Genomic DNA, 22,520 nt, shown 5'->3' with positions numbered 1-22,520 from the left:
GGCACACGGGAGCCACAATGGCTCGGACGGTGCGGTGGCTTGGTGATCTCGAGAGGTGTCTGCCCCATGCGAAAAGTCGTTCTGATGATGTCGATCTCCCTCGACGGCTACATCGAGGGCCCCGGCCGTGACATCAGCTGGCACCGGGTCGACGACGAGTTGCACGCGTACTTCAACGAGACGATCTCGCGGATGGGTGGGCTCCTGAGTGGCCGGGTGACGCACGAGCTCATGGCCGCGTTCTGGCCCACCGCTGACTCCGACCCCGAGGTCCCGCCGGTGATGGCCGAGTTCGCCGGGATCTGGCGGGAGATGCCGAAGATCGTGTACTCGCGGACGTTGGAGCGCGCCGACTGGAACACCACGGTCGTGCGGGATGTCGTCCCGGATGAGGTCAGGGCACTCAAGGAGCAGCCGGGGGGTGACCTGGGGCTCGGTGGGGCCGAGGTCGCCGCGGAGTTTCTGCGGCATGGTCTCGTGGACGAGTTCCATGTCTGCGTTCATCCGGTTCTCGTCGGCCGCGGCAAACCTCTCTTCCCGCAGGCCGACACGCTCACCTCCCTCCGGCTCACCGAATCCCGCACCTTCGGCAACGGCGTTGTACTCCTGCGTTACGAGCAAGCTCACTCCGGCCGATGATCCCCCGTCACCCCATCGATGAGCTCCCGCAAGATGTCCATGTGCCCCGCATGTCTCGCCGTCTCCTCGATCATGTGGACCAGGACCCAGCGCAGGGAGACGTCGTGCCGTCGCCATGCCGGGTGGCCCATGATGTCGAGTGGCAGTTCCGTGATTTTGCGGTCCGCGGCGGTGCGGGCGCGGGTGTAGAAGTCGACGATCCTGGGGGTCGTGTCGTCCTTGTCCGGCCGCAGGTCCTCATCGGTGTACGGGTCGAACCACAGCGGTTCCACCTTGCCGCCGAAGGTCTCCACGAACCAGGCGTACTCCACCGACGCCAGGTGTTTGACCAGGCCGAGCAGACTCGTGCCGGACGGTGTCATGGGGCGGCGCAGTTGCTCGTCGTCCAGCCCTTCCAGCTTCCACAGCACCGCGTCCCGGTGCCGGTCGAGGCTCGCGTGCAGGGTTTCCTTCTCGGCGCCCGCGTAGGGCATGCCCGTGATACCCGGGGCCGTGGTCTCTTCCATGCCAGGAAAATTAGCAGCGGGCACTGACAACGGCCTGCGACGATCAGCTCATGACCTCCCGACACACTCGCACGTTCGAGGACCTCCTCGCCGAAGGCGCCGCCGTCCCCACCGAAGGATGGGACTTCTCCTGGTTCGAGGGACGGGCCACCGAGGCGCGGCCCGCGTGGGGGTACGCGCGGGCGATGGCCGGGCGGCTGGCCGGGGCCACCGCCGCGGTCGATATCCAGTCCGGGGGAGGGGAGGTCCTGGACTTCGCCCTCGGTGCCGCCGGTCCGCAGGCGCCCGCGCTCACCGTCGCCACGGAGGGCTGGCCGCCGAACATCGCCAAGGCCACCGCCCTGCTTCGCCCGCGCGGAGTCGCCGTCGTCGCCTCGCCCGAGGACGCGCCGTTGCCCTTCGCGGACGCGGCCTTCGACCTGGTCGTGAGCCGGCATCCCGTTCGGCCCAACTGGCCCGAGATCGTCCGTGTGCTTGAGCCCGGCGGTACGTACTTCGCCCAACACGTCGGTCCCCGCAGCGTCTTCGAGCTCGTCGAGTACTTCCTCGGGCCTCAGCCGGAGCAGCAGAGCAGCGACCGCCACCCCGACCGGGAACGCGCCGGCGCCGAGGCCGCCGGGCTGGAGATCGTCGACCTGCGCGCCGAGCGGCTCCGGATGGAGTTCTACGACATCGCGGCCGTCGTCCACTTCCTGCGCAAGGTGATCTGGATGGTGCCCGGCTTCACCGTCGAGGCGTACGAGCCCCGACTTCGCGCGTTGCATGAGCAGATCGAGTCCGAGGGGCCCTTCGTGGCGCACAGCACCCGCCATCTCTTCGAGGCCCGCAAGCCGTCGCACTGACACCAGCACCGACACCGACGCCAATACCAGCACCGGCATCCGCACTGGCCGCCCCTCAGGCGTGCGCCCCAGCAGTCACCTCCCCGATCACCAACTCCGCCCGCGCCTCCAGCACTTCCCCCACCCGCTCCACCTGCTCCCCCAACTCCCGCTCCTGCCGCGGCGTCAGGGGCCCGAGCGGCTCCACCGTGACCGTCGTACGGCGTCCCTGGCGCCGTTGGTGCCAGACGCCCGCCACCACTCCGTCGACCAGCAGTACGGGATAGTTCCCGGCCTGGCCGCCCGCCAGCGCTCTTCGGTAGGCCGCTCCGGGGAACAGGAGCTCGCGCGGCTGCGCGGCGATGCCGTACGCGTCGAAATAGGGCAGCAGCCGCACTCCCCGGACAGGTCCGTCCGGGAAGGTGGTGTCTCCGGACGCCACCCACGCAGGGGCGCCCTCGAAGGAGACCTCCTCGATCTCCCCGGCCTCGCTCAGCTCCCCGAACAGCCCGGTGGCCCAACCGCCCGGCGCCGCCAGCCACTTGGCGAGATACGCCGGCGTCGACGGACCGTACGCGCGCAGATATCGCCGTACGAGCTCACGTACCGCCTCCCGCGGCGGCAGCGGGTCGAAGTGCGGCGGGCGGGTGTACGTCACCTTGCGGCCCCGGTTCGGGCCGAAGCACAGGGCGCCCGACTGGCCGGCCCGGTGCATCACCTGCCGCCAGCGCGGCCACAGGTCCTGGAAGGCGGGCATCACCGGGTCACCGGCCCAGGGACCCGTACGGGCGACGACCTCCTCGCCCAGCTCCTCGACGGTCAGGCACACACCTTCGAGGGCGTCGCCGATCGCCGCCACGATCTGCCCGGCCTGCTCCTCGGTGACCCGGACTGCGGGCGGGAAGGGGCTCCTGCCGGACGGAACGGCAGGCAGTGCCGCGCACCACAGCGGCAGGTCGCGGGCGGCGTGCAGATGGACGGTTCCGCGCGGGCCGTGTGTCTTCACCAGCGAACCGCCCGAACCACCCGAACCACCCGCACTGTCCGAATCGTCATCACTGTCCTCCGACAGCGCGGCCCGTACGTCCGCCCGGGTCGTCCCGGCCGCCCGCATCCCCACCGACACCTCCGCCGCGGACAGCACCTGCGCGTGCGCGGCGAGCATCGCGCCGACGACATCGGCGACCGGCGTACCGGGCTCGGCGGGCGTGGACAGGAACTGCCGCTCCAGTCGCCGTGCGCTTGCCTGGTCCCAAGTGATCTTCAGGGTCATGGACCGACGGTAGAGCCGAAAGAGGTCAGATTCTGTCCTCTTTCTCGAACATGTGCCGCCCCAATGTCACTCCCCGTGCTGGCCTCCATGTCACTCCCTGTATATCCATGGCACCGTGCGGGCTCCGCATTGTTATCGCAGGCGGCTCTCCTCCGCTCGGCCCGTCACCTAAGTTCAGACCAAGGTAATTCGCGTGAGCAAAGCTGCGCGGGCGGTGCCGCGCAGTGGAGGGGGCTGCGCGGTGCCGTGCCCACCCGCCCCGCCAACAAGCGTCAAAGCGGCGACCGCGGCCGGGTTCACCCGGAGGAGGGAACCGATTCGTCGGGGACCGTCGGTGCCCGTCAGCGAAAACCTTGGGTTTCCCTTGGGATTCCCTTGGGGAACCCGCCACCGCGCCGTCGTCGCCCGACTCCGGAGAGTAGTTTTGGCGAGCCGATGCACGCAGCATCACTTACGAAGGGTTATGGTGGAAACCCCCCCTCGGGCCGGTCCGTATCCCCCCCACGGACCGGCCCGTTTTTCTGTCCAGGGCAATCCCGAGCCATCCCGGGCCATCCCGGGCCATCCCGGGGGCGGCCCCCGAGGCGGCCAGAGAGGGCAACCCTCGACGCCCCCGCCCAAGGCGCCAAGCCCGCGCAGCGGTACGCTTCCGCCGCGGGGACCGCCACCGCACGGAGGGGCTGACAATCACGTGAACCTGCGCGACACACTGCGCAGCCTGCTCGTCAGGCTGTACGCACGCCGGGTGGAAGGCCACCTGGACCACGCTCAGGTGCCCAAGCACATCGGCGTCATCATGGACGGCAACCGACGCTGGGCGAAGGCCGCGGGTTCGACCACCGTGCACGGTCACCGGGCGGGTGCCGAGAAGATCGAGGAGTTCCTCGGCTGGTGCAGCGAGACGGACGTCGAGGTCGTCACCCTCTGGCTGCTGTCGACGGACAACTTCGACCGGCCCCAGGAAGAACTCGGCCCTCTGCTCGGCATCATCGAGGACGTCGTCCGCACCCTCGCCACCGACGGCCGCTGGCGCGTGCACCACGTCGGCACGCCCGACATCCTCCCCGACCGGATGCAGACCGCGCTGAAGGAGGCCGAGGAGGGCACCGCGCACATCGACGGAATACTCGTCAATGTCGCCATCGGCTACGGCGGTCGCCAGGAGATCGCCGACGCGGTCCGCACGATGATCCTCGACGCCGCCGACAAGGGCACCTCGATGGAGGACCTCGCCGAGTCCGTCGACGTCGACATGATCGGACGTCACCTCTACACCGGCGCCCAGCCCGACCCCGACCTCGTGATCCGTACCAGCGGCGAACAGCGCCTGTCCGGATTCATGCTGTGGCAGACGGCCCATTCGGAGTACTACTTCTGTGAGGTCTTCTGGCCGGCCTTCCGCAAGGTCGACTTCCTGCGTGCCATGCGCGACTACGCGGCACGCCACCGCCGTTTCGGCGGCTGACCCGAGCCCGCCCCGAGCCTGGTCTGCGGCGGCCCAGAGCCTGCCCTGCGACTGACCCGAGCATGACTTCCAGCGGCCCAGAGCCCGCCCTCCGGCGCCTCAGGGCCCGCCCCGCCGCAGCCCCGAGCCTGTCCCGCGGCGGCCCAGAGCCCGCCCTGCGACGGCCCCAGAGCCCGCCCCGCCGCAGCCCCGAGCCCGCCTCGCGGCAGTCCCGAGCCTGACCTGCGAGGCGGCCCCGAGGGGTGCCCCGCGCGCCCCCGCTGGGACGGAAGTAACAAGGAGTTCACCAGCGCGCCGTCATATGCACTGGCATGGCGGCGCATGTTCGAGGGCATAAGCCAAGCAGGCCGACGCCCGAACCACGGGTGTCGGATCTCAGCGGGCGGCACGGGGCCGTCCGCCCGGGAGGCCCTTTGCACCAGCTCGACCGTGCGGTCTCAGCACGGAAGAAGCAGTGGAGGGCCGGTCCCCGGCCCGTGCATCGCGGCCGACGACCGGTCCAGCTCCACTCCGTCGCTCCCCGACCTCATCCGAGGGGGTACGTCCTTCCGTGGTGACCAGCACAAAGCGCCACAAGCCAGACCGGCGCACCTATGTTCTCGACACCAGCGTCCTGCTGGCCGACCCGCGCGCTCTGAACCGCTTCGACGAGCATGAAGTAGTGCTGCCGATCGTCGTGGTCACAGAGCTGGAGGCCAAACGGCACCATCCCGAACTCGGCTACTTCGCCCGGCAGGCCCTGCGCCTGCTCGACGAGTTCCGGGTCCGGCACGGTCGCCTCGACGCCCCCATTCCCATCGGGGAGCTGGGCGGGACCGTCCGTGTCGAGCTCAACCACTCGGACCCCAGCGTGCTGCCCAGCGGCTATCGCCTGGGTGACAACGACTCGCGCATCCTCGCGGTCGCACGCAATCTGCAGGCCGAGGGATTCGACGTCACAGTCGTGTCGAAGGACCTTCCGCTCAGGATCAAGGCGTCCTCCGTCGGTCTCCTCGCCGAGGAGTACCGCGCCGAGCTCGCCATCACGGACGCCTCCGGCTGGACCGGAATGTCCGAACTGACCCTGCCCGGCGAGCAGGTGGACATCCTCTTCGAGGAGGGGCATGTCTTCGTGCCCGAGGCCGCCGAGATGCCGGTGCACACGGGTCTGATGATCCAGTCGGAGCGCGGTAAGGCGCTCGGGCGGGTCACGCCCGAGGGCAATATCCGGGTGGTGCGCGGCGACCGGGAGGCGTTCGGCATCAAGGGCCGCAGCGCCGAGCAGCGGATCGCGCTCGATCTGCTCCTCGACCCGGACATCGGCATCGTCTCGATGGGCGGCCGGGCCGGCACCGGCAAGTCGGCGCTGGCGCTGTGCGCGGGGCTCGAGGCGGTCCTGGAGCGCCGCCAGCACCAGAAGGTGATGGTCTTCCGGCCGCTGTACGCGGTGGGCGGGCAGGAACTCGGCTATCTGCCCGGCTCCGAGTCCGAGAAGATGGGCCCCTGGGCGCAGGCGGTCTTCGACACGCTGTCCGCCGTCACCAGCCGCGAGGTCATCGAGGAGATCACCGCGCGCGGGATGCTGGAGGTGCTCCCGCTCACCCACATCCGCGGCCGCTCGCTGCACGACGCGTTCGTGATCGTGGACGAGGCGCAGTCACTGGAACGGAATGTCCTCCTGACCGTTCTGTCCCGAATCGGCGCGAATTCACGGGTAGTTCTTACCCATGACGTGGCGCAGAGGGACAATCTCCGGGTCGGCCGCTACGACGGTGTCGTCGCCGTCGTCGAGAAACTGAAGGGGCATCCGCTCTTCGCGCATGTCACGCTGACGCGGTCCGAGAGGTCCCAGATCGCGGCCCTTGTGACCGAAATGCTCGAAGACGGGCACATCTGACCGACCTGCCCAAGTCCATAGGGGTTACGCGACAGTTGGCGCCGTCCGAAAGGCAGTGAGCCTAGCCGGGCGGCGCCTTCGCGCGTGGAGCTTTCTCGAAATCGCGGGGGCCAAACGAGATGTGAGCTTTCACACGCAACGCAGAATTGCCTCCCGGCGTCCGGTTACGGCAGAGTCTCATTCCTGTCAGGCCCCGCATACGACACACCTGTACCCCCAGCGGTACGGCACAACAGAAGTGAACGATCAACTCCATAGCGTTGTCGTATGCCGCCCGAGTCACCACACGCCGCTCCCGCAAGGGAGTTGCCCACCGGGCCCGCGCCTCCGTGACCCCGTTGTTGGGAGGCCAGTGCACAGGGGCACGATTGCGTCCGCCAGGGTCACCGAAGCGGACGATGCTGGAAGGAAACCGTGTGAGCCCGATTTCGGTCCGGGGATTCGCAGTGGCCTCGGCCACGGCGGTCACCGCTGTCGGAAGCGTCGTCGGTGTTGCCTCGGGCAGCACCACGCAGAACCTTGACGACGCCGAGACGACGGCAGCCGACTCGACGCTCCTCGCGGACATACCCGCGGGTCAGCAGGCCCAGGTGGAGACCGCCACCTCCCTGACGCAGCAGGCCGACTTTCAGGCCATCGCCGCGGACGCGAGCGCCAAGAAGGACGCGGAGGAAGCGGCCCGCAAGGCCGCCGCCAAGATCGCGATCGAGAAGAAGGAACTCGCCGAGAAGGCGGCACAGGCAGCCAAGGAGCGCGCCGAGGCCGAGGCCAAGGCGAAGGCTGCCAGGAACTCCAGCTTCCCTGTACAGAGCTCGTACTCCATCGCGCAGATCCAGTCGATGGCGCGCCAGGTGGTGTCGAGTGGGCAGTTCCAGTGCTTCAGCAACATCGTGGACCACGAGTCCAGCTGGAACTACCGGGCGGTCAACGCCTCCTCCGGGGCCTACGGCCTCTTCCAGGCCCTTCCGGCCTCCAAGTACACGTCCGCCGGCTCCGACTGGCGCACCAACCCGGGGACCCAGATCAAGTGGGGCCTCAACTACATGAACAGCCGCTACGGCAGCCCCTGTGAGGCCTGGTCGTTCTGGCAGGCCAACAACTGGTACTGAGCCTCGGGCCGTCGGCCCCGTACTCAACCTCGCACAGCCCCTCCCCGTCCTAGGGGGAGGGGCTGTCGCCATGTACGGTCGGACCGAATGACTCCGGGGGGAGTGGTGGGGAGAGACGGGGGAAGAGGACGGATCATGTCGCGAGTGCCAGGGTGGCTCGGTCGGCTCGGTGCCGGACTGACCGAGATGGGGGAGCGGTTGCACGAGCGCCGCGCCGAGATGGAGCGGGAGAACAGCGAGAACGGGGCGAGTCCCCAGGCCGCACCGGCCCCGCCCGCCGCCGACGGCGCGCCGCCGCCGACCGACCACGTTCCGCCGCCGCCGCACCACGCGCCCGCGATCGCCGCTCGTCCGGATCCCGTGCAGGCCGTGCCGTGGGGGGTGCGGGTGGCGGCCGAGGCCGGCTGGCGGCTCCTGGTGCTGGCGGGCACGCTCTGGGTCCTGATGCGGGTCATCAGCGCCGTACAGCTGGTGGTGCTGGCGTTCGTGGCCGCGCTGCTCATCACGGCGCTGTTGCAGCCCGCGGTGGCGCGGCTCATGCGGCTGGGCTTTCCGCGCGGTCTGGCCACCGCGCTGACCGCGGTCCTGGGCTTCGTGGTGATGGGCCTGATCGGGTGGTTCGTGACCTGGCAGGTCATGGAGAACATCGACAACCTCTCCGACCAGGTCCAGGACGGCATCGACGAGTTGCGCAAGTGGCTGCTGAACAGCCCCTTCCACGTCACGGACAGTCAGATCAACGACATCGCGGAGAACCTGCGGGACGCGGTCGGCGCGAACACCGACCAGATCACGTCGGCGGGCCTGGAGGGCGTCACGGTCGTGGTCGAGGCGCTGACCGGCATCCTGCTGGCCGCCTTCTCGACGCTGTTCCTGCTCTACGACGGCCGGCGCATCTGGGAGTGGACGCTGAAGCTGGTGCCGGCGGCGGCGCGGCCGGGGGTGGCGGGCGCGGGTCCGCGGGCGTGGCGCACGCTGACCGCCTATGTGCGCGGCACGGTGATCGTGGCGCTGATCGACGCGATCTTCATCGGCCTGGGCATCTACTTCCTGGACGTCCCGATGGCCGTTCCGCTCGCGGTGTTCATCTTCCTCTTCGCCTTCATCCCGCTGGTGGGTGCGGTCGTCTCGGGTGCGCTGGCGGTCGTGGTGGCCCTGGTGACGCAGGGCGTCTTCACGGCGGTCATGACGCTGGCGGTGGTGCTGGCGGTCCAGCAGATCGAGGGCCACATCCTCCAGCCGTTCATCCTGGGCCGCGCGGTCCGGGTGCATCCGCTGGCGGTGGTGCTCTCGGTCGCCGCGGGCGGCATGGTCGCCGGGATCGGCGGTGCGGTGGTGGCGGTGCCGTTGGTGGCGGTGACCAACACGGTGGTGGGTTACCTGCGGTCGTACTCCCAGGGGACGGCCCCGGGAACGGCCCAGGAAACGGCTCTGAAGCAGTCGCCGAGGCCGAGGGGCGCTACGGCGATGGAGGCGGCGCCGGGGGACAGGCCCCCGGCGTCCTAGCTCGCGCACCAGGGGGCTCCGCCCCCTGGACCCCCGGCCTATGCCCACCACCAGCACCGACACCGCGTGGCTACTCCGTCCGCAACCCGTCCGGGCGCATCAGCCGCAGCAGCGGTGGCAGGCTGAGCAGCGTCACGACGAGGACGACCGCGGCGCCGACGCCGGTCATCGACAGCACGCCGGCCCAGTCCACCCGCACCGCGGTGCTCGTCATCCGCAGCAGGACCGCGCCCAGCGTCAGCCCCACCGCCGAGGCCAGCAGCAGACCCAGGGCGATCGGGATCGCCGTCTGCCACAGCACCGACAGGCTCAGCGTGCGCCGTCGGGTGCCGAAGGCGACCAGGGCCGACAACAGCCTCTTGCGCTCGCGCAGTTGCTCCAGTTGCGACACCAGCAGGCTCGCCCCGATCAGCGCCAGCACACACGTGGCGCCCACGAACAGTCCGGTGCGGATGGCGGTGTACTTGCCCGCCCGCTCGACCGACTGCCAGACCATGGGTTCGGCCCTGGGGTCGATGGTCGCCGCCGTGTTCCGTACCAGCTCGCGCACGTCCGGCACGGACTCGTCGAGCTTCAGGTAGACCTGTCCGCTCAGCGCCGGCGCGACCGCGGCGGGCAGCGCCTTCGGGGTGATCAGGAAGCCGCCCCTTTCCATGCCGGTCGGGTCCTGGCGGGCCCGCGCCTGCTTCAGGTCCGCCGGCAGCACCCACGCGCCCCCTGTGGTCTTCGGGCCGTCTTCGTAGGACGGGTCGAGATACAGCGTGCGGCCGGCCTTCGCCAGCTTCGGGGTGTCGGTGTCGTACTCGGTGCCCCGCACGGCGAACACGTCGCCGTCGCGGCACGAGGGCAGGTCGGCCACCTCACGCAGCGAGGCGCAGTTCCCGACGGTCACCTGGGCGCCGAGCAGCGGATCCGCGCGCCGCTCGCCGAGGTAGCCCTCGGAGTAGGCGTAGACCTGGCGCACCCCCTCGGTCCGCTCGAGCTTGTCGGCGGCACCGGCGAGCGGCACCTCCTTCGGCACCGTCACCTGCATCTGGGCGCGCGAGAAGTCGTAGCCGGTGTTCTCCGTGTAGTCGCCCTCCACTCCGGCGAACAGCATCTGGAGCGCGATCGCCCCGGCCACCGCGACCGCGATGCCGTTGACCATGCGGGCCGCCGTACCGCTGCTCAACTGGAGCCTGCGTACGGCCAGTTGCCAGGCCACGCCGCCTCCGTCGAGCCGGCCGACGACCGTCTCGACGATCCACGGCAGCAGCGCCGTCACACCGATGAGCAGCAGGACGACGCCGCCGGTGACGAGGTACTGGTTGAAGTCGCCTTCGTCACGCCCCTGCCCGACCATCGGGTAGAGCATCGCGAGGCCGGCCAGCGGCAGCAGCAGCCGCCACCACAGCCGGCGCCGCGCGGGCTTCGCCGTGCGCACCACGCCGAGCGGCTCGATCACCACGCGGCGCAGCGTGAACAGGGTGACCAGTACGGCGGCCGTCGGCACGGCGAGGGCGACCAGCAAGGCCAGCGCGGGGGAGGGGTTGAGGTAGCTCGGGAACACGCTGATGTCGAAGGCCTCGACCGAGCCCGCCACTTGGCGGCCGATCAGGAAGAAGCCCGCCCCGAGGACCAGCCCGAGCACCGACCCCGCGAGCGCCTCGCCGGCGGCGATCCGCCGGGTGGCCCGGCTGTCGGAGCCGACCAGCCTGAGCGCCGCGAGCCGCCGGTCGCGCCGCTCGCCGCCGAACCGTACGGCCGCGGCGATGAAGACGGCGACCGGCATCAGCAGGACGACGAAGACGACGAGGATCAGCAGGAGCAGGACGGGGTCCATCGCCGACTCCCCGGACGTCGCCCCGGAATTCCCGAAATGATCGATCCGGGCCACCCCGCCTCCGTCGAGACCCTCGGCGAGGCCCTGGCCACCCCGGTAGAAGGCGAGTTCGGCCGAGCCGATCAGCCCGCTCTCACCGATCGTGCCGACGATCCGCTGCGGCAGCCGCTCCCGCAGCAGCTTCCCGGAATCGGACTCCAGCAGGTCCTTCAGCGGTGGGGAGACCACCATCTCGCCCGGCGCCGGGAACTTCTCCAGCCCCCGCGGCAGCGGTGCCCGCGGCCCCTCCCGCTCCAGCTCCCGCCCCCGGATGTTCTTCTCGCGGAAGGTCGTACTGGCGGTCGCGATCAGGAGCGAGTGGTCCGACTTGGACACCTTGGTGTCGGTGTCGCCGTAGTTGAGGTCGCTGCGGGCGTTCTCCCGGTCGCTCCGGGCCGCCAGTGCGCTCGGCACCGCGGTCGTCAGCAGCAGTAACGCCACCCCGAGCCCGACGCCGACGGCCGTCAGCAGGGCCCGCACCCACCCCTCGCGCCCGCCGGCGAACGCGAAGCGGATCCCCATGGCGAGGTCCCTCGACCAGTGCCGCACACTCATACGACCCGCTCCATGTCCCGGGACTTGCCGTCCCGTACGACGATCTCGCGGTCGGAGTACGCGGCCACCCGTGCCTCGTGCGTGACCAGCACCACGGCGGCGTTGGTGGACCGGGCGGCGTCCGTGAGCAGCTCCATCACGCGCTCGCCGTTGAGCGAGTCGAGCGCGCCGGTCGGCTCGTCGGCGAACAGCACGCGCGGACTGGTGACCAGCGCCCGGGCGACGGCGACCCGCTGCCCCTGACCGCCGGACACCTCTCCGGGCCGCTTCTTGCGCACGTCGTCGACCTCCAGCCGCTCCATCCAGGACAGCGCGGTCCGCTCTGCCTCCTTGCGGGAGGTGCCGTTCAGCCGCAGCGGCAGGGCGACGTTCTCGACGCAGGTCAACTCGGGCACCAACTGCCCGAACTGGAAGACGAACCCGAACTCGCTGCGCCGGAGCGCGCTGCGCTGGGCGTCGCTCATGGTCGCCATCTCGCGCCCGTTGTACGTGATCGACCCGGAGTCGGGCGGCACGATCCCGGCGAGACAGTGCAGCAGCGTCGACTTGCCGGACCCGGACGGGCCCATCACGGCGACGATCTCACCGGGGTGGATGGAGAACTCGGCGCCGTCGAGCGCGAGGGTCGGGCCGTAGGCCTTGCGCAGCTCCTCGGCCGCGAGCAGGGAACCAGGGGGAGGAGTCACTTGGTCACCACCTCGGCGAGCTTCTCCAGCCGTGCGGCCGTCAGTTCCAGCCAGCGCAGATCGGCCTCCAGATGGAACAGCGCGTGATCGCAGATGAGCTGGTCGGCCAGGTCGCCCTTGCGTTTGCGGTCGGTGAGGATCCGCATCATCCGCAGGTGCTCGGCGCGCTGGGTGTCGAGGATGTCGCCCGCGTCGCGCCGGGTGAGCAGCGCGAGGACGACCTTGGTGTACAGCGTGGACTGGAGGTAGGGCTCGGGCTTCTCCGGCGTCGCGAGCCACCGCTGTACGTCGGTGACCCCGGCCTCGGTGATCGCGTACCGCTTCCGCTCCGGCCCGCCGCCGGATTCCATGCCGTCGACCTCGACGAGCCCGTGCTTCAGCAGCCGGGACATCGTCGAGTAGACCTGGCCGTAGTGCAGCGGCCGGTCGTGACCGAACTTTTCGTCGAAGGCCCGCTTCAGGTCGTAACCGTGACGGGGGCCGGACTCCAGGAGCCCTAGGAGGGTGTGACCGATGGACATGGAAAGGACTGTACATGGGGTGTATACGCCGCATGTATACGTCGAGTGTGTAGACCGTGGCGGGGCGTACGGGACCGCAGGTAGGGGCCTGTTGTCACGGTTCTGCTACAGGCCCGGAGCCTCCAGGCGGACGACCGCGCCGGGGAAGCGGCCCGGCCTCGCCCGGCAGGCGGCCGGCATCCGCCAGAGCCTTCCGCAGCAGGAACTCGATCTGCGCGTTCGCCGAGCGCAGCTCGTCCCCGGCCCACCGGGCCAACGCCTCGTACACCGCGGGGTCCAGCCGCAGCAGCACCTGCTTGCGCTGCTGCGGCCGACGCTGAGGGGCCTGCCCCTCGGAGGAATCCGTCACTGGTAGAGCGTCCCGGTGTTGAGGACCGGCTGCGGTGCCCGGTCGCCGCACAGCACCACCATCAGGTTGGAGACCATTGCCGCCTTCCGCTCGGAGTCCAGCTCCACGATGTCCCTCTCGTTGATCCGCGCGAGCGCCGCCTCGACCATTCCTACCGCCCCGTCGACGATCTGCCGCCGCGCCGCGACGACCGCCCCGGCCTGCTGCCGCTGGAGCATCGCCGAGGCGATCTCGGGGGCGTACGCGAGGTGCGTGAAGCGTGACTCGATGATGTGCACGCCGGCCGCCTCCACGCGCGCGTGCAGCTCGACCCCGAGCTTCTCGGTGATCTCCTCGGCGTTGCCGCGCAGCGAGAGCCCGCCCTCGTCGTGGGCGTCGTACGGGTACTCGATGGCGATGTGCCGCACCGCGGCCTCGGTCTGCGTGGAGACGAACTCCAGGAAGTCGTCCACCTCGAAGGTGGCCCGGGCGGTGTCCTCGACCCGCCATACGACGACCGCGGCGAGCTCGATCGGGTTGCCGTAGGCGTCGTTGACCTTCAGGACGGCGGTCTCGTGGTTGCGGACGCGGGTGGAGATCTTCGTGCGGGAGGTGAGGGGATTCACCCAGCGCAGCCCGTCCTGCCGGATCGTCCCCCGGTATCGCCCGAAGAGCTGGACGACCCGGGCCTCGCCCGGCGCCACCGTGTTCAGGCCGCACATGGCGATGAACGCGGCGAGGGCGACCAGGATGCCGACGACGATCAGGGCGGCCTTGGCGCCGGTCGTGGCGACCGCTGTGGCGCTCACCACCATCCCGACGCCCAGCAGCAGTCCGACCAGGCCCAGCAGCAGCGCGAGCCCGCCGCCGATGCTGTGCGCGGTGAACTCCCGTACGCGTGGGGCGGGCATCTCGGGTACGTCGGCGGTGGGTGTGGAGTCGTTCGAGTCGTTCGTGGACATGGGTGGGTCCCCCGTTCTCGTACTGCGCGGCTCTGCTTACGTCCAGTCAGCCTAGCTTAGATCTATCTAAGTGATATCACTTTACCCCGCCATGGCAACCCTGAGCCCCTCTCGGCGGTCAGGTTCCATGGATACGGGTGCCGATTGTCACGTCCGTAAAAGACTGGATCGAACGTCCTTTGTCACATCAAGCGGTGTTAACTTTCTGAGCTGACCTGGGCCACGAACCTGTGGGACAGCCGAGAACGAAGCGGAGCGAACGGACTCATGGGACGAGCGGAAGAGAGACGAGCGCGGCAGCGCGGCGGCCACCGCGCGGCGCCCACACGCTCGTCCGCGAGCCCGTCGGCAGGCGTGGGCACGGATGCGGGCCCAGCTGCCGGCGGCCGGGCCGCGGCTCGCAGGGCGGCCAAGGGCAAGTCCGGGAAGCCGGGGAAGAACGGGAAGGCCGGCAAGGGCCGCATACGCCGGCTGTTCACCTGGAAGAAGATGCTCGGCACCTTCTTCGGCCTCTGCCTGCTCGGGATCGGCGCGTTCGTCGCGCTGTACATGATGGTGAGCGTTCCCAAGGGCAACGCGGCGGCGCAGGCCGCGCAGTTGCAGAGCAACGTCTACAAGTACAGCGACGGCACGGTCCTGGCGCGCAAGGGCACGGTCAACCGCGAGATCGTGGACCTGTCCAAGGTGCCCAAGGGCGTCCAGTACACCTTCGTCGCGGCCGAGAACAAGACCTTCTACAGCGACTCGGGCATCGACCTCAAGGGCACGGCCCGCGGCCTGTTCAACACGCTCAGCGGCAAGGGCGCGCAGGGTGGTTCGACGATCACCCAGCAGTACGTCAAGAACTACTACCTCAGCCAGGAACAGACGGTCTCGCGCAAGCTCAAGGAGATGATCATCTCCCTGAAGGTGGACCGCCAGATGAGCAAGGACCAGATCCTGGCGGGCTACATCAACACCAGCTATTACGGCCGCAACGCCTACGGCATCCAGGCCGCCGCCCAGGCCTACTACCGCGTCGACGCCCAGAAGCTCACGGTCGCGCAGGGCGCCTACCTCGCCGCTCTCCTCCAGGCCCCGAGCCAGTACGACTGGGCGGTGGCGACCGACACCGGTAAGGAGATGGTGAAGGCCCGCTGGAACTACGTCCTGGACAACATGGTCGGCGAGGGCTGGCTGGACAAGACCGAGCGGGACTCCATGAAGTTCCCGGTGCCCAAGGAGCCGAAGGCCGCCTCCGGTCTGGAGGGCCAGAAGGGCTATCTGGTCGACCTCGCCAACACGCAGCTCGAGAACCAGCTGATGAAGCAGCAGGGCATCTCGCGCTCCCAGGCGGAGGCCCAGGTCATCGACAAGGGCTGGACCATCACCCTGAACATCGACAAGAAGAAGCAGGCCCAGCTGGAAAAGGCCGCCAAGGCGCAGCTGACCAGCAAGCTGGACCCGAAGAAGCGGCCGGTCGACGCGGACGTCCAGGCCGGCGCGGTCTCCGTCGACCCGAAGACGGGCAAGATCGTCGCCCTGTACGGCGGGGTGGACTACTTCAAGCACTACCAGAGCAACGCGACCCGAGCGGACTACCAGCCCGCGTCGACGTTCAAGCCGGTGATCCTCGCCGCCGCGTTCGACGAGAACGCCAAGACGCAGGACGACAAGCCGATCACCGCGAACACGATCTACGACGGCACCAGCAAGCGCCCCGTCAAGGGCAGCGCCATCGGCTTCGCGCCGGAGAACGAGGACGACCAGAACTACGGCGACGTCACCGTCCAGACGGCGATGAACAAGTCCATCAACTCCGTGTTCGCGCAGCTGGGTGTCGACGTCGGCATGGACAACGTGCTCCAGGTGGCGGCCAAGCTCGGCATGGACACCGGCGACCTCAGGGCGGTGCCCGCGCAGACCCTGGGCACGATGGGCGCGAGCCCGCTCCAGATGGCCGGTGTCTACGCCACCCTCGACAACCACGGCAAGAAGGTCACACCGACCATCGTCAAGTCGGCCGAACACGCCACCACCTCGGTGGAGATGCCCAACCCGATCGGCCAGCAGGTCATCAGCCGCGAGGCCGCCGACTCGGTCACGTCGGTCCTGACGGGCGTGGTCGACGACGGTACGGCCAAGCAGGCCGTCCAGGAGAACCCCGAGCACGACGGCCAGAAGGTCGCCGGCAAGACGGGTACGTCCGACGACAACAAGTCGGCCTGGTTCACCGGCTTCACCCCGGACCTGGTCACCTCGGTCGGCCTGTTCGGCGAGGACGTCAAGACCCGCGCCCAGGTCCCGATGTACAAGGCGGGCGGCTTCCCCCGGGTCAACGGTGGCGGTTTCCCGGCGGAGATCTGGGCGGCGTACATGTTCGGAGTGACCGAAAAGGACGCCAAGTTCGACCTGGACACCGACCAGGGAGCGGCGGTCAAGCCGACCAGGAAGGCGACGCCCAGCCAGACGCCGACCTGGACGCCGACGCAGGAGCCGACCACCCAGCCCCCGACGTCTCAGGCGCCGACGACCACGAAGCCCCCGACGTCCGAGCCGCCCAGCGAGACCCCGACGACAACGCCGCCGACCACACCGACGACGACACCGACGACGAGTCCTCCGGCAACGGGCACGACCCCGGAGAACCCGTTCAACCCGGGGGACGATCAGTAGCGGCACATGGCCGAGCAGTAGCGGCACATACAGGAAGGGCGCCCGACGTCGGTCGGGCGCCCTTTCCCGCATGTCAGGTCGGTTTCGCTCACCCTCGGTTGAGCTCGAACCAGACCACCTTGCCGGTGCTCAGCCGGGTCGCGCCCCACCGCTTGGCGAGCTTGTTCACCAGGTACAGCCCGCGCCCGCCCTCGTCGGTGGCCCGCGCCTGCCGCAGCCGCGGCAACTGCGGCACGTCGTCGCCCACCTCACACCGCAGGACGTCCGTCCGTAGCAGCCGGAGCGTGATCGGCCGGGACGCGTAGCGCACGGCGTTCGTCACGACCTCGCTGACGAGCAGCTCCACCGAGTCGCTGAGCTCCTCCATGTCCCAGCGGGCCAGCGCCCGCCGGGCCAGCCGCCGGGCCCGCCCAGGGGCCATCTCCTCCGGCTCCAGGAACCAGTAGGCGACGTCGCTCGGCGCGATCCCGTCGAAACGGGCGGCGAGCAGCGCGATGTCGTCGTCCCGGTCGCCCGGGCCGAGCATGTCGAGGACCTCGTCGCACAGCGCTTCGAGGGGCGGCGGATGGTCCGGCCCGGTCAGCTGCGCGGTCGCGGCGAGCTTCTCGCGCAGCTGCTCTATCCCGGTCCATACGTCCCTGAGGCGCGACTCGACCAGCCCGTCGGTGTAGAGGAGCAGGGTCGCCCCGGCCGGGGCATCCAGTTCGACGGCCTCGAAGTCGACGCCGCCGACACCGATCGGCGCGCCCGGGGGCACCCGCAGCACCTCGGCCCGGCCGCCCAGGTGCAGCAGGACGGGCGGGGGATGGCCGGCGTTGGCGATGGTGATCCGGTGCGAGACCGGGTCGTAGACGGCGTACAGGCAGGTCGCCATGCGGTCGGTGCCCAGGCGCTGCGCCTGTTCGTCGAGGTGGTGCAGCACCTCCTGCGGCGGCAGGTCGAGTCCGGCGAGCGTCTGGGCCGTCGTCCGCAGCTGGCCCATGATCGCCGCGGAGGTCATGGAGTGGCCCATGACGTCGCCGACGACGAGCGCGACCCGGCTGCCGGGCAGCGGGATGGCGTCGTACCAGTCGCCGCCGACCCGCGCGGTCTCGGCGGCGGGCAGATAGCGGGACGCCAGCCGTACGCCCGTCGGCCGGGGCAGGGTCTCGGGCAGCATGGTGCGCTGGAGCTCGTCCGCGATGTACGCCTCACGGCCGTACAGCACCGCCTTGTCGATGCCGAGCGCGCTGTGCGTGGCCAGCTGGGCGGCGACGAGGAGGTCGTCGGGCTCGAAGGCGAGCCGGTCCGGGCGGCGCAGGAACAGCGCGGCCCCGATGACCCGGCGCCGGCCGCGCAGCGGGGCCAGGATGGCGCGCTGGGCGCTGGGCACGATGAACTCGCCGCCCTCGCCCAGGAGCTCGGACAGCGCGGCGCGGACGTCGGGCGTGTCCGTGAAGACCGGCCGTACCCCGCGCAGCACCTCGGCGAGCGCGCTGCCGGGCCGTACTTCGCACCGCTCGGTGCCGATCGTGTCCAGCTCGGGAGGCTCCGGCAGCGTGGGGACCGGCAGGATCCCGTCCTCCAGGTCCCGCTCCTGCGGGATCCGGTCGGTCCGGCGCAGCCGCAGCACCAGGGGCCCGGTGGGCCGCTCGTCGCCCACCGGCAGCGGGTCGCGCAGGTACACGAGGATCGCGTCCGAGAAGGTCGGCACGGTGGCCCGGCACAGCCCCATCACGATCTCGTCGAGGTCGATGCCGCGGGCGATCCGCCGGGTCGCGGCACCCACGAAGCGCAGCCGGTCGCCGTCCCGCCGCATCGGCGCGGGCCGGCCGGACGGCAGTCCTTGTCCGGTACGGCGTTCCTGGCCGGCGGAGCTGATCTGCTCGGTGCCCGGCTGGGCCGGGATGCCCTCCGGCACGGGCCGCGGACGGTGCGCGTCGGGCTCCGCGGAGGCCGCGGGCTGGGAGTGCTCGGGGTCGGTACCGACGGGTTTCGTTTCCTTACCGCTGGGACCGCTCGGTCCGCCGAGTGGGGTCGGACCGGGCGTCGTGGTGCCTGGCGCCGCGGTGCCGGGCGTCGTCGTGCAGGGGCCGGCGGCCGGTGTCTCGCCGGCCCGCGCCTGAGCCACTGAGGCGCCCGCGCCGGGCGCATGCGACGGCGTATCGGCGCTGGGGGAGTGTGACGCCGTATCGGCGCTGTGCGGGTGCACGGGCGTCGCCGAGGTAGCCAGGGGCGCCCCGCGGGGATCCGTGGGGTCCACGCCCGGCTGGGGGCGTTCGAAGGAGGTCGGCTGCTCCGTCACGCGTGTCGAATCCATCCGTCGTCCGGGGCTGCGCGCCGCGCGTGCAGTTCGTCCCGCCGAAGACCCGATACCCGGAATACATGTCCCTGGAACGGATTTCCCGCGTGGTCAGAGGCTGTTCCTGTGCCACCGGCGCACCGTTCACGGTCCGTTCCGGTGTTGCCCTCGTACCCCTCGCTCACGTCCTGCCGCCCCTCGGTGACGATTGGTCAAGCCCAGCGCGTGCTCCCGTAGTTGCCACTTCGCGCCCTTGCGGAGGACGATCCTACGTTTACAGCCCGGGGGCGCATCAAGGGTCTCATGAGGACATGTGCGCGGGCGTACGAGCCCAGTCCGAGGGCAAGATCGGGACGGACCAGGACGGATCGGGGCGCCAGTGCTGCCAGCCGTCCGAGAACGGCGGTCCCCAGGCGCGGATCACCTCCACGGCGGACCGGCCGGCCTCGCGGACCTTCTGGGCCAGTTGGGCGTCCATCAGCCCGTCCCGCTGGGCCTGCGCGAACTCGTCCTCGTCCCGCCACCGCCAACTGCGGTCCGGGTCCACGGTGATGTCGAGGAAGTGGTCCTCCGAGTCGACCCCGCCGGCCCAACGGACCAGCGGTTCTTCCAGATTCACGTACCAGTTCTTGAACTGCCAGCCCGGCTCCCAGAACAGCCATACCGACCACGGCTCGGCGGGCCGCGCGAGCTTCAGCACGCCCGTCCCGAACCACCGGTCGCGCTGTACGGTCCGCGGCTTGGTGTAGCGGGTCTCCAGCGGCTCGACGTGCACAGAAGTTCCGTCGGCGAGCACAGGCTTCACACATTCGGTGCCGGGCGCCATCCATACGGCGAGCAGTTCGCTGTCGTCCCGTACGACGGTGACGGGACGCGCGATGTGGAAGCGCGCGCCGCCGTTCTCCCGGTAACGCCACAGGATCTGACTCCCGGGCGCCCAGTAGACCGCCGACCCGCCCGCTTCCCTGTCGGCTCTCACCGCTCCACCGTCTGCCATGGACAGATATTAGGTGCCATAGGCATACGACGCTGCGGCGCGCGTCACGGTTCACGCCGTGGGCATGATCGGTACGCGAGTGGTTACGGACGCGTCATCCGCAGGACATCCAGCGCCTCGTCGAGCTGCTCGACGCTGAGGTCACCGCGCTCGGTGTAGCCGCCTTCGACGACGACCTGACGGATCGTCTTCCGCTCGGCCAGCGCCTTCTTGGCGACCTTCGCGGCCTCTTCGTACCCGATGTACTTGTTGAGCGGAGTGACGACGGAAGGTGACGATTCGGCGTACTCGCGCGCCCGCTCCCGGTGGGCGACGATCCCGTCGACGGTCTTGTCAGCCAGCAGCCGGGACACGTTGGCGAGCAGCCGGATCGACTCCAGGACGTTCTTGGCGATGACCGGGAGCATCACATTGAGCTCGAAGTTGCCGGCGGCTCCGGCGGTGGCGACCGTGGCGTCGTTCCCGACGACCTGCGCGGACACCATCAGAACGGCTTCCGGAATGACCGGATTGACCTTGCCGGGCATGATCGAGGATCCCGGCTGGAGGTCGGGCAGGGAGATCTCGGCGAGCCCGGTGCGCGGTCCGGAGGCCATCCACCGCAGATCGTTGGCGATCTTCGTCAGTCCGACGGCGATGGTCCGCAGCTGCCCGCTGGTCTCCACGATCCCGTCCCGGGCACCCTGCGCCTCGAAGTGGTCGCGGGCCTCGGTGAGCGGCAGTCCGGTGGTGCGGGCGACCTCCTCGATCACGGCGGCGGAGAAGCCGGGGGGCGTGTTGATGCCGGTGCCCACGGCGGTGCCGCCGAGGGGCAGTTCGGCGAGCCGGGGGAGGGAGGCCTGGAGCCGCTCGACGCCGTAGCGGATCTGTGCCGCGTATCCGCCGAACTCCTGCCCCAGGGTCACCGGCGTGGCGTCCATGAGATGGGTACGCCCCGACTTCACCACGTCGGCGAACTCCTCGGCCTTGCGGGCGAGGGAGGCGGCGAGGTGGTCGAGGGCCGGGACGAGGTCACGGGTGACGGCGGCGGTGGCGGCGATGTGGATCGAGGAGGGGAAGACGTCGTTGGACGACTGGGAGGCGTTGACGTGGTCGTTCGGATGGACGGCCCGGCCCAGCCGCTCGCTCGCGAGGGTGGCGATGACCTCGTTGGTGTTCATGTTGGACGAGGTGCCGGACCCGGTCTGAAAAACGTCGATGGGAAAGTGCTCGTCCCACCGCCCCTCGGCGACCTCGCCCGCCGCGTCCTCGATAGCCTCGGCGATCTCCTTGTCGAGCACCCCCAGCTCGGCGTTCACCTTGGCGGCGGCACCCTTGATCCGCGCCAGCGCCTCGATGTGCGCCCGCTCGATGCGCTGCCCGGAGACGGGGAAGTTCTCGACGGCACGCTGGGTCTGGGCCCGCCATTTCGCGCCTGCGGGGACGCGGACCTCGCCCATGGAGTCGTGCTCGATGCGGTAGTCGCTCATGCCTGGTAAACCGCCGGGACCGGCGCACATGTTCCCGAACGCACCGAATTCCGCCCGTCCGGGGGAGGGTTGCACGAGACCCGGGCTTGGGCTCAGGTTTGCGCTCGGTACGGGAATGTTGCACGTGTTCGTCCGACGGCACCACTCGGTTCGTCCGGTTCGTCCGGTGTTCGAGGGGGAGGCTGTTCGGGCTGGAGGGGGCGGAGCTGCGGTGGGGGTGGAGGTCCGGCGGGGGCGGAGGTCCGGCGGGGTGTGGGGGCGGAGGCTCGAGGGGTGCGGGGGATGCAGTGCTTGGCGGGGGTGCAGGGGTGGAGATTTGTGAGGGGTGTGGGGTGGGAGGTCCGGCTGCGTGTGGGGGCGGAGGCTCGAGGGGTGCGGGGATGCAGTGCCTGGCGGGGGTGCAGGGGTGGAGGCCTGTGAGGGGCGTGGGGGTGGAGGCTCGGCGGGGTGTGAGGGCGGAGCCCTGGCGGGGTTTCAGGGGCGGAGGTCTGCGAGGGGGTGCGGGGGACGCAGCCACGGCACGGACGTAGTCCCGAGGGGGTGCGGGGGGTGCAGTCTTCGGCGGGGTTTCAGGGGTGGATGCCTGTGAGGGGTGCGGGGGCGGAGGCTTGGCGGGGTGTGGGACGTAGTCCCGAGGGGGTGCAGGGGATGCAGTCCCGGCGGGGTTTTAGGAGTGGGGGGCCTGTGAGGATTGAGGGGGACGGAGTCCCCGCCGGGTGCGGGGCGGCGCTGCGAGGGGAGCGGGGGTGCAGTCGCCTGGCGGGGGTGCAGGGGTGGAGGCCTGCGAGGTGCGGGGGCGGAGGCTCGGCGGGGTGTTAGGGACGGAGTCCCCCGCCGGGTGCGGCGCGGCGCTCCAAGGGGCTGCGGGGGGGTATGCCGCCCCCTGCCGGGGGTGCACGGGTGGAGGCCTGCGAGAGGTGCAGGGGACGTAGTTCCGAGGGGGTGCGGGGGATCCAGTGCCTGGCGGGGGTGCAGGGGTGGATGCCTGTGAGGGGTGCAGGGGACGCAGT

At 70.2% G+C, this 22,520-nt stretch carries 17 protein-coding genes; 7 read left to right on the top strand and 10 right to left on the bottom strand.

Annotated features, from left to right (window positions below):
- Positions 1 to 66: 66 nt before the first annotated feature.
- A complete protein-coding gene (locus AB0I77_RS10055) occupies positions 67 to 639 on the top strand; it encodes a dihydrofolate reductase family protein (protein ID WP_363281919.1) in 573 nt (190 codons plus the stop codon).
- On the opposite strand, the gene AB0I77_RS10050 is transcribed toward AB0I77_RS10055, so the two are convergent.
- On the bottom strand, positions 624 to 1,145 hold the full coding sequence (locus tag AB0I77_RS10050) for a DinB family protein (RefSeq protein WP_363281918.1): 522 nt from the start codon (positions 1,143 to 1,145) through the stop codon (positions 624 to 626). The two genes, AB0I77_RS10055 and AB0I77_RS10050, sit on opposite strands and share 16 nt — an antisense overlap.
- Positions 1,146 to 1,195: 50 nt before the next feature.
- On the opposite strand from AB0I77_RS10050, the gene AB0I77_RS10045 reads away from it, so the two are divergent.
- Positions 1,196 to 1,987, top strand: a complete 792-nt coding sequence (locus tag AB0I77_RS10045) for a methyltransferase domain-containing protein (RefSeq protein WP_363281917.1) — start codon at positions 1,196 to 1,198, stop codon at positions 1,985 to 1,987.
- Positions 1,988 to 2,042: 55 nt separating this feature from the next.
- On the opposite strand, the gene AB0I77_RS10040 is transcribed toward AB0I77_RS10045, so the two are convergent.
- The gene (locus tag AB0I77_RS10040; protein ID WP_363281916.1) at positions 2,043 to 3,239 is read right to left on the bottom strand and encodes a winged helix DNA-binding domain-containing protein; all 1,197 of its coding nucleotides are present in this window, start codon (positions 3,237 to 3,239) and stop codon (positions 2,043 to 2,045) included.
- 691 nt (positions 3,240 to 3,930) lie between these two features.
- Between AB0I77_RS10040 and AB0I77_RS10035 the strand changes: the two genes are divergently transcribed.
- The 4 genes from AB0I77_RS10035 (at position 3,931) to AB0I77_RS10020 (ending at position 9,195) form a co-directional block, all read left to right on the top strand.
- On the top strand, positions 3,931 to 4,704 hold the full coding sequence (locus AB0I77_RS10035; protein WP_363281915.1) for an isoprenyl transferase: 774 nt from the start codon (positions 3,931 to 3,933) through the stop codon (positions 4,702 to 4,704).
- 550 nt (positions 4,705 to 5,254) lie between these two features.
- The gene (locus AB0I77_RS10030) at positions 5,255 to 6,580 is read left to right on the top strand and encodes a PhoH family protein (RefSeq protein ID WP_363281914.1); all 1,326 of its coding nucleotides are present in this window, start codon (positions 5,255 to 5,257) and stop codon (positions 6,578 to 6,580) included.
- A gap of 416 nt (positions 6,581 to 6,996) precedes the next feature.
- On the top strand, positions 6,997 to 7,689 hold the full coding sequence (locus AB0I77_RS10025) for a transglycosylase SLT domain-containing protein (protein WP_363281912.1): 693 nt from the start codon (positions 6,997 to 6,999) through the stop codon (positions 7,687 to 7,689).
- A gap of 135 nt (positions 7,690 to 7,824) precedes the next feature.
- On the top strand, positions 7,825 to 9,195 hold the full coding sequence (locus tag AB0I77_RS10020) for an AI-2E family transporter (RefSeq protein WP_363281911.1): 1,371 nt from the start codon (positions 7,825 to 7,827) through the stop codon (positions 9,193 to 9,195).
- 70 nt (positions 9,196 to 9,265) lie between these two features.
- Here AB0I77_RS10020 and AB0I77_RS10015 read toward each other — a convergent pair whose 3' ends face one another.
- From AB0I77_RS10015 to AB0I77_RS09995, 5 genes are all read right to left on the bottom strand, one after another.
- Positions 9,266 to 11,611: an FtsX-like permease family protein gene (locus tag AB0I77_RS10015; protein ID WP_363281910.1), complete on the bottom strand. Its 2,346-nt coding sequence runs from the start codon at positions 11,609 to 11,611 to the stop codon at positions 9,266 to 9,268.
- Complete coding sequence (locus AB0I77_RS10010) at positions 11,608 to 12,297, bottom strand: ABC transporter ATP-binding protein (protein ID WP_363281909.1); 690 nt, start codon at positions 12,295 to 12,297, stop codon at positions 11,608 to 11,610. Before AB0I77_RS10010 ends, AB0I77_RS10015 begins: the two co-directional genes overlap by 4 nt.
- Positions 12,294 to 12,818, bottom strand: a complete 525-nt coding sequence (locus AB0I77_RS10005; protein ID WP_363281908.1) for a PadR family transcriptional regulator — start codon at positions 12,816 to 12,818, stop codon at positions 12,294 to 12,296. Before AB0I77_RS10005 ends, AB0I77_RS10010 begins: the two co-directional genes overlap by 4 nt.
- Before the next feature lie 94 nt (positions 12,819 to 12,912).
- Positions 12,913 to 13,167, bottom strand: coding sequence for a hypothetical protein (locus AB0I77_RS10000; RefSeq protein ID WP_363281907.1), 255 nt, complete (start codon positions 13,165 to 13,167; stop codon positions 12,913 to 12,915).
- Entirely contained in the window at positions 13,164 to 14,108 is a 945-nt protein-coding gene (locus tag AB0I77_RS09995) for an SPFH domain-containing protein (protein WP_363281906.1), read from the bottom strand. The genes AB0I77_RS10000 and AB0I77_RS09995 overlap by 4 nt, the downstream gene beginning before the upstream one ends.
- A 267-nt stretch (positions 14,109 to 14,375) precedes the next feature.
- Here AB0I77_RS09995 and AB0I77_RS09990 point away from each other — a divergent pair, with 267 nt between their 5' ends.
- Entirely contained in the window at positions 14,376 to 16,763 is a 2,388-nt protein-coding gene (locus AB0I77_RS09990; RefSeq protein WP_363281904.1) for a transglycosylase domain-containing protein, read from the top strand.
- A gap of 88 nt (positions 16,764 to 16,851) precedes the next feature.
- Here the strand turns inward: AB0I77_RS09990 and AB0I77_RS09985 are convergent, their stop codons facing one another.
- The 3 genes from AB0I77_RS09985 to AB0I77_RS09975 form a co-directional block, all read right to left on the bottom strand.
- Positions 16,852 to 19,047, bottom strand: coding sequence for a SpoIIE family protein phosphatase (locus AB0I77_RS09985; protein ID WP_363281903.1), 2,196 nt, complete (start codon positions 19,045 to 19,047; stop codon positions 16,852 to 16,854).
- A 298-nt stretch (positions 19,048 to 19,345) separates the two neighbouring features.
- A complete protein-coding gene (locus tag AB0I77_RS09980; RefSeq protein ID WP_363281902.1) occupies positions 19,346 to 20,041 on the bottom strand; it encodes a DUF402 domain-containing protein in 696 nt (231 codons plus the stop codon).
- An 83-nt stretch (positions 20,042 to 20,124) separates the two neighbouring features.
- Positions 20,125 to 21,510 carry a class II fumarate hydratase gene (locus AB0I77_RS09975; protein WP_363281901.1) on the bottom strand — a complete coding sequence of 462 codons (1,386 nt, stop codon included), beginning with the start codon at positions 21,508 to 21,510 and terminating at the stop codon, positions 20,125 to 20,127.
- Positions 21,511 to 22,520: the final 1,010 nt, after the last annotated feature.

This window comes from Streptomyces sp. NPDC050619 (genome assembly GCF_040654815.1).
Classification (GTDB): domain Bacteria; phylum Actinomycetota; class Actinomycetes; order Streptomycetales; family Streptomycetaceae; genus Streptomyces.
Note: the sequence above shows the minus strand (reverse complement) of the source record. Positions and strands in the feature narration are given on the sequence as shown.

Bases quoted from the DNA above. Each gene is read 5' to 3' on its own strand.
- AB0I77_RS10055 (WP_363281919.1), top strand. From the start codon at position 67: ATGCGAAAAGTCGTTCTGATGATGTCGATCTCCCTCGACGGCTACATC.
- AB0I77_RS10050 (WP_363281918.1), bottom strand. From the start codon at position 1,145: ATGGAAGAGACCACGGCCCCGGGTATCACGGGCATGCCCTACGCGGGC.
- AB0I77_RS10045 (WP_363281917.1), top strand. From the start codon at position 1,196: ATGACCTCCCGACACACTCGCACGTTCGAGGACCTCCTCGCCGAAGGC.
- AB0I77_RS10040 (WP_363281916.1), bottom strand. From the start codon at position 3,239: ATGACCCTGAAGATCACTTGGGACCAGGCAAGCGCACGGCGACTGGAG.
- AB0I77_RS10020 (WP_363281911.1), top strand. From the start codon at position 7,825: ATGTCGCGAGTGCCAGGGTGGCTCGGTCGGCTCGGTGCCGGACTGACC.
- AB0I77_RS10015 (WP_363281910.1), bottom strand. From the start codon at position 11,611: ATGAGTGTGCGGCACTGGTCGAGGGACCTCGCCATGGGGATCCGCTTC.
- AB0I77_RS10005 (WP_363281908.1), bottom strand. From the start codon at position 12,818: ATGTCCATCGGTCACACCCTCCTAGGGCTCCTGGAGTCCGGCCCCCGT.
- AB0I77_RS09995 (WP_363281906.1), bottom strand. From the start codon at position 14,108: ATGTCCACGAACGACTCGAACGACTCCACACCCACCGCCGACGTACCC.
- AB0I77_RS09990 (WP_363281904.1), top strand. From the start codon at position 14,376: ATGGGACGAGCGGAAGAGAGACGAGCGCGGCAGCGCGGCGGCCACCGC.
- AB0I77_RS09980 (WP_363281902.1), bottom strand. From the start codon at position 20,041: ATGGCAGACGGTGGAGCGGTGAGAGCCGACAGGGAAGCGGGCGGGTCG.
- AB0I77_RS09975 (WP_363281901.1), bottom strand. From the start codon at position 21,510: ATGAGCGACTACCGCATCGAGCACGACTCCATGGGCGAGGTCCGCGTC.